The following is a 13,782-nucleotide window of genomic DNA, read 5'->3' as shown; positions in this document are numbered from 1 at the left end:
GCATTAATTATATATATATATATATAAAAATCAAAATAAAATTTTTAAAAATAATAAAAAACTATGTTTGTTTAGTTAAATTTAGTATTTTTTGTATACTTTTGTTTAATTGAAAAATTAGTATTTTTTGAATGCAGAAGAAAAAAATATTTTTGGTTCTTTTAGTTTCTATCTTAATATTAAAATTATTTAAATAAAAATCATAATACAAGAAAGTAATATATTCATTTTGATTTTTGTCTTTAATTATTAATTTTAAAAATGTATGGTCATATATTGTATTTAAATCTATATTAATACTTTCTTCTATATAAAAAAATTTATTTAAAATTTTTTGAGACTTAAATAAATGAATAAGTTGATTATTTTTCTTGTATTCGAATTTTGTTGAATAATTTTTAACTATGTATTTATTCATATATTTTTTCATCTTTAAAAACTTATAATCTAATAAATTATTATTGTTTTTATATGAACTCAAAATAAAACAAAAGTTTAAAACAAATTGAACATTATTAAAAGACAAATATTTATCTATTTCAGATGAAAAGAATTTATTTTGATTTGCTAAGAGAACTTCATTAGTTTTTAAGTTATTTAAAAAATCATAAGGAATATTGAAGTTATTGAGTAAATTTAAGATGCTACTTGAAGTGTAATGTGGGATAAAAATTTTATTCCTTTCTAATACTTGATTTTGCTTTCATGTTAAATAATAATAATTAATATATAGATAAGTTAACTCTTCATCTTTTATTAAAATAAATTTGTTTTTTATTTTTAAATAAATTGATAATTGATTAAATTTATCAATATATATTAATAAATCATATTTATTTAAGTTGTAATTTAATCATTTAAAATAAATTCATAAATATTTTTTGATCTTTGTTTCTCATTTAAATTTTTGAATATTTCTTTTTACTAAATAACCAAATTTTCTCAGCAAATTTAATAAGATATATTCTGATTTTGGATCTTCTATTGTTATTTTTATATTCAAAACATCTTGCTTAAATTCTGATTTGGTTATATGATTATTATTTTTATTGATATAATAATTTAAAAATTTATCTATATTAAGTTGAATTGAATCTTTATTTTCTGATAACTTGATTTCTTTATCAAAATTATGTGATTTGTTTATTAATTCATTTATTTTTTCTTTTGATAATAATCCATCTTTATTGTATATTTTTAAATAATATTTATTATTTATCTCATTTTTATATAAGTAAATTGCTAAATCCAAATCCATATCTGATAATGTATTTAAAACTATAAAATCATTAACATATGAAATGTTATACTCAAAAACTTTAATATTGTTTTTATTAAAAAACTTTTTAAGCAAAATAATTTTTTCTAAATCTATGTTATTATCTTTTCCTAAAAATATTTGTTTTTTTCTTTTATTTATATTTTCAGATAAATAAATGTCTATTAATATTATTAAATAGTATATGTTAAAAGAATTTAACTCATAAATATTATTATTTAAAAATTCAATACCATCAAATGTTATTCTAGGATTTTCTAAATTTAATAAATTATCATTAATTTTTAATAAAAATTCCTTATATGTTAAATGAATTAGATTCTGATCATAATAAAAGGAATATCAGTTTTTTAATTGATTTTCACTTAATTTCATTAATTAATTATATTATTTTATAGTTCTAAAAAGCGAAAAATAAAAATTAATAATTTATAATGTTCTATGCATATTTTCTTAAAATTATTATATATAATAATAATTATGAAAAAACTAGGAATAATTGTTGATTCTTTTTCAGGATTAACACAAGAACAAGCAAATGAAAAAGGTTATAGATTTTTACCTTTAAGAATAGAAATAGATGGTGTTTTTTATGAAGATGGGAAAGAAATAGATTCTCAAGATTTATTAAAAAAACTGACTACAGAAGCTAAAGTTAAAACTTCATTACCAAATTACAACCTAATAGTTCAAACAATTGAAGAAACATCAAATGAATATGATGATGTTATTTATTTAGGTGTTTCAAAAGAATTATCAAACACTTTTTCACAATTTATTAGTGTTGCATCTGAAAAAAATAATGTTTATGCAATGGAAAATCATTTATTTGGTAACCAAATAATAAGAGTTGTAGAATATTTTAAAAAATTATATGAAAATGGTGCAAGTATAAATGAATTATATTCAAAGTTAAATGATATAAATGAAACATCTAGAACATTTATTGTTCCTAAAAATTTACAATTTATAGTAAATGGTGGTAGATTATCAGGATTAAAGAAATTTATTCTATCTTACTTAAAAATGTTCCCTATTCTTTCTTATGACTTAGAAGGGAAAGTAAAATCTATTTCAATTAAAAAAACATTCAAACAAGCAGTTTATAAAGCATTTGATTTAGTCAATGATTTTATCGAAGAAATAAAATCATATAACAAAGAAGCAAATGTATATGTTGATTTAGTATCAGGAATTGATAATGAAGTAAATAACTTGATTACATCTGATGAATTTATCAAACCTACTTCTAAAATAAATACACCTGCATCAATAGCTGCACACACAGGCCCTGAGGCCTTTGCTGTTTCTGTGATGTTAGAATTAGATAAATAATATGAAGATAAAAAAAAGAAAAGACAATAAAAAGAATGAAATAGATCAACACTATACTTCAATGTTTGATTCGATAATTCAAGAAAACACCTTACCTCCAGAGGCATTAAAAACATATAAAAAAAATACTAAAATATATGTTATTTCTATTATTTCAGTTATTTTAATTTTAATTCTTCTTGGAATACTAATATGACAAATTATTATAGTTAATTAGAACATTTTTTATGTTCTAATTTTTTATTTAATAAATTTGAACAAAAATCAAAATAATGTGGTATTATATATTAGCGTGGTCGCGTAGCTCAGATGGACAGAGCACGAGCCTTCTAAGCTTGTGGTCAGAGGTTCGAATCCTCTCGTGATCGCCATTTTTTTATACCCTTTTTTAATATATAATTTAAACAATATGAATCAAATTAATTTAAAACGTAAAGAATCACAAGTTCATCAATTAGTAGCAAGCATAATTCAAAATAACTTAACAAACGTTAATATTATTGATCCTGTTGTAATGGATGTCAAATTATCCTCAGATTTATCAGTTTTAAAAGTGTATGTTAATTTATCAGAAAATGTACAAAAAGGTATCATTGCATTAAATAGTTCAGCAAGTTATGTTCGTAAAATACTTGCAAAATCACTAAATTGAAGAAAAGTTCCTGAAGTAAGGTTTTTTATAGATGAAGTATCTGCAACAGGTTCTGCAATTGATGCAATATTAAGGAAAATAAAAGAAGAAAACTAGAGCAAAATATTTTGTTCTAGTTTTCTTGTGTTAAATTTTTTATAAATTTTTATATCTAACAGATTTAGTAAAATCATATTTATCTATAAAATCTATTGTTTGATTTAAAACCTTTTCATCATTAATATCATTTGTATTAATAATATAGTAAGGAATATTATATTTATTTACTAAAAATAAAAATAATTCTTTATATGAAGAGTGTAATCTTTTGAAATAATCTTCATTCATCTCAAAATTATCTATTTCAATCTTTCTTCCTCTACTTAGTATTCTACTTTTAATAGTATCAAAATCAGCATCTAAGAAGATTGCTAAATCAGGGTTATCATTTAAATTAATAATATGTTCGAATAAAGCATTAAATGCTTGTGTATATCTATATGGTTTTTTTTCTAATGTAACAAGTGCAAAAATATAATGCTCTAAGTTAAACCTATCTAGAAACATATAGTGTTCTTTATGATTTCTATCTTTTAAAAATAATTTCTCTTTTTTAGCAAAAGTATCTGATAGTGATTCAATAATATATGATTGAAAAGCAATATCTATATTTGGTTCTTTTTCATAAACTCATTTCAAAAAAGTATTAAAAACATTATCATCTTGAGCAAACTCTTCTAACAAATAAGATTTATGATAATGTTGATTTAAATGTTTTGATAGTGTTGATTTGCCAGAACCTATCATTCCACTAATTGCTATAACCATTATTTTCTACTTACCTTTGATAAATCAAAATTATCTATGATAGAAATTGCTTTTTTTAAAACTTCTTCTTCTGTTAAATTATTTGTATCAATAATTACATAATTTAAATTATATTTATTTGCTTGTTTAATAAATAAGTCTTTATAAACATTAAATAAATTTTCAAAATAACTTTTATTTTGAAAATAGTTATTTGTTTCTACTTCTCTCCCTCTTAAAAATAACCTTTTTTCAAAAGTTTCATAAGACACATCTAAATAAATAGCTAAATCCGGTGTTTCTTCTTCTGTTATTAAAAAATCAAATAACGCATCATAACCGTTTAAATAATTTAATCCTTTAGGTTTTAAATTCACATGAGCAAAAATATAATGTTCTATACTAAAACGATCTAAAAAGATATGATCTTTTGCAAAATCTTTATTTAAATTTCTAAAAGTATTAAATAAATCATGAAGTTTAGTTGTATGATTTTCTACTACATATGTTTGAAAACCCATTGTTAAATTTGGTTGTTTTTCATACAACCACTTTAAAAAAGTATTAAATACAACATTATTTTCATCATATTCTTCTAATATCATTGAACTTTTATAATGTTCATTTAATTTTTGTGACAGAGTACTTTTCCCACTGCTTATCATTCCGCTAATCCCAATTAACATAATAACTCCTTTAATTTGATAGTTATTTATTATAAACAAAAAATATCTTTTTATTAAATTACTTTTTTCGATTTTTATCTTCAGCAAAAAAATTCGTTAAGAATATTAAATTTAAATAAAATGCTTTGAGAAATTGCAAAATGATAATATAATCTATTTTCAGACTTAGGAGGACTATGAATTTAAAAAGACCAGAAGGTACATTAGAAATTATTACTGGACCTATGTTTTCTGGTAAAACAGAAGAATTACTAAAAAGATTAAAAATATTAGAAATTGCTGAAGTTAATACAATTGTGTTTAAGCCTTCATTTGATGTTCGTTTTGATGAAAATAAAATAGTTAGTAGGACAGGTGCTAAAACCAATGCTATAGTAATAAAAGAATCTTCAGAGATATTAAAGCATTGAAACTCTGGGTTCAAGGCAGTAGCAATTGATGAAGTCAATTTTTTAGATGATGGAATATTTAAAGTAATTGACAAATTAGTTTTAAATGGAGTTAGAGTTATTATTAGTGGTCTAGATATGGATTATTTAAGAAGACCTTTTGGAGTAACCCCCGGTTTGCTAGCTATAGCAGATGATATAACTAAATTAAAAGCTGTTTGTTTGTTATGTAAATCAGATGCTGCTTTTTCATTTAGAAAAGAAAACAATAACAACTTGAATTTTCTTGGTGATTCAGAATATGAAGCAAGATGTAGAAAATGCCATATTTTGGGTGAAAACAATAAATTGAAAATATCTAAAAATAAATAGCAAAAGTTTCTAAATATGAAACTTTTTTATTATTAAAATGTATAATTATGAAAATTTAAAAGCAGGTTTATATGATTACAAAAATTAAAGGTACTAAAGATTATAATTTTATAGAATATGAATTAAAAAATTTTATTAGTTCTATTTTCGAAGAACTTTGTCTAAAAAATGGTTTTAAGTTCATTGAAACACCAATCATTGAATCAACTAATTTATTCAAAAGAACAGTTCAAGATTCAGAAATTGCACAAAAGGAAATGTATGATTTTCTAGATAAAAGCCAAAGAGAAATTTCTCTTAGACCAGAAGGAACTGCACCTTTTGTTAGAGCATATATTGAAAATAAGTGGTATAATGAACAAAATCAAAGGTTTGCTTACAATATGCCTATGTTTAGATATGAACAACCTCAAAAAGGTCGTTATCGTCAATTTTATCAAGCAGGAGTTGAATTTGTTGGAGAAAAAAACTATTTAAAAGATATTGCAGTGATTTATCTTGCTGCTAGTATTTTAGATTATTTAGAAGTTCCATATAAGCTAAAGATTAACTCTATTGGAAACCCAGAGTCAAGAAGAAATTATGAATTATGTTTAAAAAATTATTTAATAAAGTTTAAGGATAAATTAACACCAGAATCACAAAAAAGATTGCTTGAAAACAATGTATTAAGAATATTAGATGACAAGATAGATTCAAAACTTGATTTTATAAAAAATGCACCCAAAATAAGTGATTACTTATCAGAAGAATCTAAAACTTATTATAATAATGTAAAAATAAAACTAGATGAACTAGGAATTGAATATATTGAAAGTAATGAATTAGTTCGTGGTCTAGATTATTATGATGAAGTAGTTTTTGAATTTGTTGCAGACACAAAAGACGTCAGATCTCAATCAACCATAATAGGTGGTGGTAGATATTCTAATTTAATAAATGAATTAGGTGGGCCTGATTTATCAAGTGTAGGTTTTGGTTTTGGTATTGATAGATGTGCTTCTTTAATCAAAGAAAGATTTATCAAAAGCACTAACATAGAACAGGAAATAAATAATTGTGATATCTATGTAAGTTCTTCCTTAAATGAAACTAATTTATCTAAATTATTTGATTTGACTTATAAACACTTAATCAACTTATTTCCTTCTGTTGAATTTGAATTTAATATAATAAAAAGTAAAAAATTATTTGAAAAAGCAAATAAGAAAAATGCAAAAATCATTATTTATGATGATAAGATACTACAACCTAATATGTTTTGTGCTAAAAACTTATTAACTAATGATAAGATAATTTTCCAAAATAATAATCAAGGAGTTGCAGATTTATTAAGATTTCTAGAAGAGTGTGATTTAGATATAGATATCAATGAATTAGAAGAATATATTGAAGGATTAATTAGTAATGAATAAAACAATAAATAACAATGAATTAAACTTATCAAATTTAAACCAAGAAGTTATATTGTATGGATGAGTAGCAAACAAAAGAAAATTTGGTGAAATTAATTTTGTTGATTTAAGAGATAAATACGGAATAACACAACTTGTTTTTAATGAACCAATCAACTTTTCTAAAGAGAGCGTTTTAGAAGTTAGAGGAACCGTTAAAGAGCGTAAGGATAAAAATTATGATTTGCCTACTGGTGAAATTGAAGTTTTTGTTCAACAATATAAGGTACTTTCTTCATCAAAAGAATTACCATTCCAAATAAGAGATGATATAGAAGTTAAAGAAGAATTAAGATTAAAATATCGTTTTTTAGATTTAAGAAGACCTATAATGCAAAAAACAATTGCACTTAGAAATAAATTTATTTTTGCTGTTAGAGAATTTTTACAAAATGATGGGTTTTTAGAAATAGAAACTCCGATTCTTTCAAAAGCGACACCAGAAGGCGCTAGAGATTTCTTAGTTCCTACAAGAAATGTAAATGAATTTTATGCACTCCCTCAATCACCACAATTATTCAAGCAACTATTAATGATTTCTGGTTTTGAAAAATATTTTCAAATTGCACGTTGTTTTAGAGATGAAGATTCTAGAAAAGATAGACAACCAGAATTTACTCAACTAGATATTGAAGTTAGTTTCACAGATTTAGAAACTTTTCAAAGTAAAATTGAAAAATTATTTAAGTATGCAATGAAAAAAGTAATGGATGTTGATATACAAATACCTTTTCAAAGAGTAAATTATGATGATTGCATTAGAGATTTTGGTTCAGACAAACCTGATTTTAGATATGACAAAAAAATAATTGATATAAATGATTTTTGTAATGATTCTAATTTCAACATTATAAAAAACGAATCATCAAAAAGATTATTAAAAATTTCTGAAATCATAACTAAAAAAGAGTTTAAAATACTTGAAGAAATAGCAAAGAAAAACAAGGCAAATGCATTATTTTACTTTACTGTTCAAGATGGTGAAATTTTAGAATCAAACTTTGCAAATAAAGTTATGGAAAGTATTAAGAAATTAATAAATAAATTTGAAAATAAAGATGGAACTTATTTAATTGTAGCTAATAACTTTGAAAATGCATCTCAAAGTCTAGGAGCAGTCAGAGTTGAACTAAACAATTGATATAAATGAGCAAAAGATGAATTTAATTTCAAATGAATTGTTAAATTTCCAATGTTTGAATATGATAATGAAAATAATAAATGAGATGCAGCACATCATCCGTTCACTCAATTTGATAATACTATCGATGAATTAAGTACACTACCTAAAGAACAAATAAAAGCTAAAAGTTATGACCTGGTCTTAAACGGTTTTGAATTAGGTTCTGGTTCAGCAAGGATTTATGATAAAGATGTTCAAGAAAAAATGTTTGAATTAATTGGTTTATCAAAAGAAGAACAAGAAATGAAATTTGGTTTCTTCTTAAATGCTTTAAATTATGGGGTACCACCACACTGTGGAATAGGTTTAGGTATTGATAGAATAATTATGATATTAGCAAATTTATCAACCATTAGAGATGCAATTGCTTTCCCTAAAAATTCTAAAAACCAAGATATTTTCACTAATGCACCATCAGGTGTAGAACAAAAACAATTAGATGAATTATTTATTTCAGTTAAGAATTAAGAAAAATAAGGCAAATGCCTTATTTTTAAATATTGAACTTAAAGTAATTATGTTCCCTAAGTTTTTTAAATCTAAAAGTTAAAAAGAGTTGAATCTTTAATAAATTAACTCAGGCAATATTTAATGACTTCTTTTTATATTTAAATATAAAAATAAATTTGGTTATTAAGAATGTGTTTGTTCAGATAAAAAATAAAGAAGCAAAAACATTAAATATAATTGTGCCTATCTGAATAAAATTAGGTTTTATTAACATATAGATCCTGAGTTTCTGAGTTGAAGACCAAATTTTTAATTTTTTTAGAATCTATATATGTATACATATATAGAAATTTTTATTTTTTGTTTTGAATACTATGATTACAATGTATAATTATTATATGAAAGTGAATAATTACATAATTGGAAAAAGCAAAAGAGCAAAAGGAATATATATTTTTGCTGGAATTTCTGGTGGTTATGGTGCTGGTACTAAGAAACAAATTGGTTTGGGTTGGTTAGAACAATTAGAACAAATTAATCCTGATGTTATTTCTATTTTAAAAACAAAAGCAAAAGAACTTACAGAAGATATGGAAAAAGATTTCGTTAAACAAGAATTACTAAATTCTATTCAAAATCAAAAAATTACAGTTAATTCAATTAACTATGGAATAGAAGTTATTTATAAATTTATAGACAAACTACAAATCTTTGAATCGATATCAAAAACCAAGCATAAGGATTTAAAATCAATTTTAGAATATTGCATTGCTTCTAGAATAATTAATTCAAATAGTATCATTAGAAATTTTGAAATTAAAGATAACTTTATTAATACAATAAAATCACAAAAAGATGCATTTTATTCTCTTTTAGATGTATTAGTAGAAAATGAAAAAGGTATTTTAAAGAACTTAAACAATAAATTAAGTAAAATTACTAACAGAGAAATTGAACTTGTTTTCTTTGATTCGTCAACTGTTTATTTTGAAACTTTTCAAAGAGATGGATTGAGATTTCCTGGTTATTCAAAAGACGGAAAATTTAAAGAAGACCAAGTTGTTTTGGGTATGGCAACTGATATTAATGGAATACCAATTCATATGAAATTATTCAAAGGAAATACAGCAGATCCAAATACTTTTATCCCTTTTATTTTAGACTTAAAACAAACTTATCAAATTAATAACATAACCATTATTTCTGATAAAGGTATGTCCACAAATAGAAATATTCGTTTTTTAGAAGATTTAGGTATAAATTTTATTATTTCATATAGAGCAAAGTCAGGAAGCGCTGAATTTAAGAACTATATTTTAGATCAAAACGGTTATGTTGGTAATTCTGAATTTAGATATAAAGAAATTGAATATAAGTCATTATGAAACAACAAAAGATTTAACGGGAAAACTAGAAGAAGAATTATTACTTATTCAAAATCAAGAGCAATTAAAGATAGAGAAGATCGTAAAATACTCATAAATAATTTTGAGAAAAGACAAAATAAAGACGGAATTGTTAGAGGTGAACAAATGTTTGCTTCAAAAAAATATAAGTTTTTTAAACAAATAGGTCGTAGTGATTTTGAACTAAATTGTGAAAAAGTCTTAGAAGATAAAAAGTTCGATGGTATTTATGTATATGAAACAAATAGAACTGATTTAACACCACAAGAAGTAGTTCAAATTTACCAAAACCAATGAAGAATTGAAGAAAATTTTAGAACATTAAAAACAGCGTTAAAAGTAAGACCTGTATATGTATGAACCAATTCTCATATTAAAGGTCACTTTATCTTGTGTTATTTATCTTTAGTAATAATTAAGACAATAATTCACTTATTGAATGAGTCATTTAAAAAAGATGCAGGACTTATTGATTTTAAAATAACAACTGATAACTTTATTAAAGCTATATTAACAGCTAACAAAATAGTTAAAAAGGTTGATAACAAAATAATAGAGACATTATTTGAAACAAATGAAAATAACAAAAAAGATTTTCAGAATTATATATTAATTAAAAAATTCACAGATTTTATACATAGTAAATTAGATATATAAAAAGACGAATTTCCCTATTTCATAGGGTTATTCGTCTTTTTATCTTAATTAACTCAGAAACTCAGGAGAAGCAAAAACATTAAATATAATTGTGCCTATCTGAATAAAATTAGGTTTTATTAACATATAGATACCAGCTACTAATAAATATAAAGCAAAAAGATATAAAATAAAATAAAGTATTATTCTCGCTATTCTTGTTGAGTCTTGAAAATATAATTCACTGTATATCAGAGTTTTTTCTTTAATGTGTGTAACCTGCATAAATTATTCTACTGTATTTGTCTAAAAACATTCTATATTCAGATTTCTTCATCATATTATTTCAATCTTCTCTAACCTTGTGTAATGATCCGTTAAGTACTCATAAAGATGCTCAAAGTCAGTTATATCAATTCATATTATTAATAGTAGATATAATAAGATTTAAAATATCAGAGAATTTATCAAAATTTGTTTGATTTTCCTGAGTTTCCCAGTTAAAGAAAAAAATATTAAAATTCAATAAATTAAGAGATGTTGTTGATAAAACTTTTAGTTCATTAAAAACTAATATTGACTTTAAGAAAATTAATGCTCAATCATCAAGTATGTTTGAATAAAAATATTTATTTTTTATTCAAGTATTATTAGATCAAAATTATACAAAAAATTAAATCATATATTTCAAAACATTCATCTACTACTTTTGCAAGTGTTATGAACATTTTTTTAATAATAAAATTAAAACAATATTTTAAAAAAAGTATAAAATTATTATGAATGTTTATAAATAAAATATAAATATTCATAATAAATTCTTATATATATATATATTGAATTATATACTTATAAGAAAGGTATTTATTTAAATAAATAAATTATTATGAAAAAACGTAATAAATATTTTTTAATGGTTTCTAGCATAACTGCTATTACATCACCTATTTTTATTTCTGCAGCATGTGGAACTAAAAATAGTGAACCAGGTAAGAAAACTGAAGTTGTGTCTAAAGATAATTTAAGAAATAAAATAAATGAAGTAAATTCATTTATCGACAATTTAAATGATGCAAAATACTCATCAATTAAAACTGAATTAAATACAGAAAAAAACACAAGTTCAGAAGTTTTAAACAATGCTTCTGCTACACAGCAACAAGTTGATCAAGCTACTACTAGATTAGAAACTGCTTTGAACAATGCAAAAGCAAACAAACACAAAATTGATAATCCAAAGAAAAACGTAGATAAAAGTCAATTAATAAGCAAAATACAAGAATTACAAACTTATATTGATCAAAACTTATCTCAACAACAATATAATTCAATTAAACAAGAATTGTTGAGTGTTAAAACATCTGCACAAGCTGTTGTAGATAATAATGAAAGCACTGATGCTAATGTTACAGAATCTATAAATTCTTTAACTACTAAAATACAAGAAGCAAAAGTTTCTAAATCAAAAGTTGATTTAGAAACTGAAATAACCAAAGCAAATTCATTAATTACTTCATTATCAGAACAAAAATATACTCAAATAAAAGAAGAATTAAAAGAAGAAAAAGATAAAGCAACAACAATAAAAAATAAAAATAATGTTAATGTTGAAGAATTAAATTCAGCAAAAGGAAAATTATCTGCAGCAATAGCAAAAGCAAATGAATACAAAACTGAGTTAGATAAAGCACCTACTGTCGTTACAGCATCAAAATCATTTGAAGATGTGCAATTGGTTTTTGCTTTTAAAGATACACCAGTAAAAGAAGCATTAAAATCACTAATCGATCAAGGTTGAATGTTTGAAAATCTAGAAGAAGTATCACAACAAGACAATGCAGCAAATACTGATAATTCAGATACTTCAGATACTTCAGGTACCACAGGTACAGATAACTCTTCACAAACAAATGGAGATAATGCTCAACAAACAGGTACTCAAGAAAGCAATCAATCAGGTGAGGAAACACCAACAGCAAACACAAACACACCCGCACAACCTAGTGCAACCACAAATGTTGATAAATTAGTTAAAGATGGTTTAGAAACTTTTATTGGAAAAAAACTTAAAACAGGTAGTCAAACAGATTTTGATTATTTAAATGTGGTTCTTAGAGGGATAACAAAAACTGCTGTTACATATGAACAAGCTGATTTAAATACTCTTAGTGGTACTAATCATTTAGAAATCGATACCAATCAATCATTTAATCATAACCCAAAAAATAATGAATTATCAAAAATTGTTGACGGAAATAGAGAACAATCATCAAGCTGAGACACATGAGCTTTTTATGGTAGGGAACAAGATGCAAAAAATTATATAACAATTAAAATTAAAGAAAATGATGAAGGTGTTTTTGTTAGCAAGTTTAATTTATGAACTAGAGTCAGAGGATACTCACTTGGTCTTCAATCTGGTAAAGCTTTTCCAACCAAATATATTAAATTGTATTATTCATTAGATGGAACAAAATTTGAAAGAGTAAAAAATCAAGATAAAGAAACAAAAGAACAATTATTTACTTTAACAAATACTGGAGAAGTTTCTAATGTAAATAATAATAATAATACTAATACCGTAGAAATAAATTTTGACCCTGTAAAAGCAAAATATATCAGATTTGAATTTGAAGCTCCAGAAATAGAAGGTATTAAAGGACAAACTATACCAGAAACACAAGACAAAGCAACAACAAATTATGGTGTTGTCGGATTTAATGAAGTTGAGCTAATAAAATTAACAGATTCTGGTAAAACAAAATGAGAAAACTCAAACAACATTGAAACATATAAAAACTTAGATCAAATTAACATCCCTCAAAATATTGCTATTGAATTCAATAGTCAAAATAATATACCTAATTCATTCTTATTAGACATTAATAATAATTCAACTAAAACAATTCAAGTAAATGATAACATTGATTTATCAACATTAAGTTCAACACATATTACTATTAAAAACCGTGAAAGTGAAAATAATTCTAGTGCTTTACATAATAATTTAGGTGTTGTAATAGAAGAAATTCAAACTCAAACATTAAATAATAAAATCATTTCAAAACAATTTAAAATAACCTTAATTAAAGATAATGAAAATAAAAAAGTAATTACATTAAATGTTCAACATAACAACTAACATTATGTTATT

At 23.2% G+C, this 13,782-nt stretch carries 12 protein-coding genes and 1 tRNA gene; 10 read left to right on the top strand and 3 right to left on the bottom strand.

Features of this window, described 5'->3' with window-relative positions; translation table 4 throughout:
* Positions 1-61 precede the first annotated feature (61 nt).
* Positions 62-1,654, bottom strand: coding sequence for an MAG5620 family putative phospho-sugar mutase (locus RRG59_RS01400; RefSeq protein ID WP_322902602.1), 1,593 nt, complete (start codon positions 1,652-1,654; stop codon positions 62-64).
* 105 nt (positions 1,655-1,759) lie between these two features.
* Between RRG59_RS01400 and RRG59_RS01395 the strand changes: the two genes are divergently transcribed.
* The 4 genes from RRG59_RS01395 (at position 1,760) to rbfA (ending at position 3,362) form a co-directional block, all read left to right on the top strand.
* On the top strand, positions 1,760-2,614 hold the full coding sequence (locus tag RRG59_RS01395) for a DegV family protein (protein WP_322902601.1): 855 nt from the start codon (positions 1,760-1,762) through the stop codon (positions 2,612-2,614).
* 1 nt (position 2,615) lies between these two features.
* Entirely contained in the window at positions 2,616-2,831 is a 216-nt protein-coding gene (locus tag RRG59_RS01390; RefSeq protein WP_036430612.1) for a hypothetical protein, read from the top strand.
* 77 nt (positions 2,832-2,908) lie between these two features.
* A tRNA-Arg gene (locus RRG59_RS01385) sits at positions 2,909-2,985 on the top strand.
* A 38-nt stretch (positions 2,986-3,023) separates the two neighbouring features.
* A complete protein-coding gene (gene rbfA, locus RRG59_RS01380; protein ID WP_322875749.1) occupies positions 3,024-3,362 on the top strand; it encodes a 30S ribosome-binding factor RbfA in 339 nt (112 codons plus the stop codon).
* A 39-nt stretch (positions 3,363-3,401) separates the two neighbouring features.
* Here rbfA and RRG59_RS01375 read toward each other — a convergent pair whose 3' ends face one another.
* Together RRG59_RS01375 and RRG59_RS01370 are read right to left on the bottom strand one after the other, a co-directional pair.
* Entirely contained in the window at positions 3,402-4,073 is a 672-nt protein-coding gene (locus RRG59_RS01375; RefSeq protein WP_322902599.1) for a deoxynucleoside kinase, read from the bottom strand.
* On the bottom strand, positions 4,073-4,738 hold the full coding sequence (locus RRG59_RS01370; RefSeq protein WP_322902597.1) for a deoxynucleoside kinase: 666 nt from the start codon (positions 4,736-4,738) through the stop codon (positions 4,073-4,075). Before RRG59_RS01370 ends, RRG59_RS01375 begins: the two co-directional genes overlap by 1 nt.
* A 176-nt stretch (positions 4,739-4,914) precedes the next feature.
* Between RRG59_RS01370 and RRG59_RS01365 the strand changes: the two genes are divergently transcribed.
* The 6 genes from RRG59_RS01365 to RRG59_RS01340 all read left to right on the top strand — a co-directional run bounded on the left by RRG59_RS01365 (position 4,915) and on the right by RRG59_RS01340 (position 13,770).
* Positions 4,915-5,499, top strand: a complete 585-nt coding sequence (locus RRG59_RS01365) for a thymidine kinase (RefSeq protein WP_322902596.1) — start codon at positions 4,915-4,917, stop codon at positions 5,497-5,499.
* Positions 5,500-5,570: 71 nt separating this feature from the next.
* Entirely contained in the window at positions 5,571-6,914 is a 1,344-nt protein-coding gene (gene hisS / locus RRG59_RS01360; RefSeq protein ID WP_322902594.1) for a histidine--tRNA ligase, read from the top strand.
* Complete coding sequence (gene aspS / locus RRG59_RS01355) at positions 6,907-8,604, top strand: aspartate--tRNA ligase (protein WP_322900655.1); 1,698 nt, start codon at positions 6,907-6,909, stop codon at positions 8,602-8,604. The genes hisS and aspS overlap by 8 nt, the downstream gene beginning before the upstream one ends.
* 380 nt (positions 8,605-8,984) lie before the next feature.
* Positions 8,985-10,649, top strand: coding sequence for an IS1634 family transposase (locus RRG59_RS01350; RefSeq protein WP_322902592.1), 1,665 nt, complete (start codon positions 8,985-8,987; stop codon positions 10,647-10,649).
* Positions 10,650-10,930: 281 nt separating this feature from the next.
* On the top strand, positions 10,931-11,251 hold the full coding sequence (locus RRG59_RS01345) for a hypothetical protein (RefSeq protein WP_322902590.1): 321 nt from the start codon (positions 10,931-10,933) through the stop codon (positions 11,249-11,251).
* A gap of 263 nt (positions 11,252-11,514) precedes the next feature.
* The gene (locus RRG59_RS01340; protein ID WP_322902588.1) at positions 11,515-13,770 is read left to right on the top strand and encodes a hypothetical protein; all 2,256 of its coding nucleotides are present in this window, start codon (positions 11,515-11,517) and stop codon (positions 13,768-13,770) included.
* Positions 13,771-13,782 lie beyond the last annotated feature (12 nt).

The organism is Mycoplasmopsis felis, from assembly GCF_034647055.2.
GTDB lineage: Bacteria > Bacillota_I > Bacilli_A > Mycoplasmatales > Metamycoplasmataceae > Mycoplasmopsis > Mycoplasmopsis felis.
Note: the sequence above shows the minus strand (reverse complement) of the source record. Positions and strands in the feature narration are given on the sequence as shown.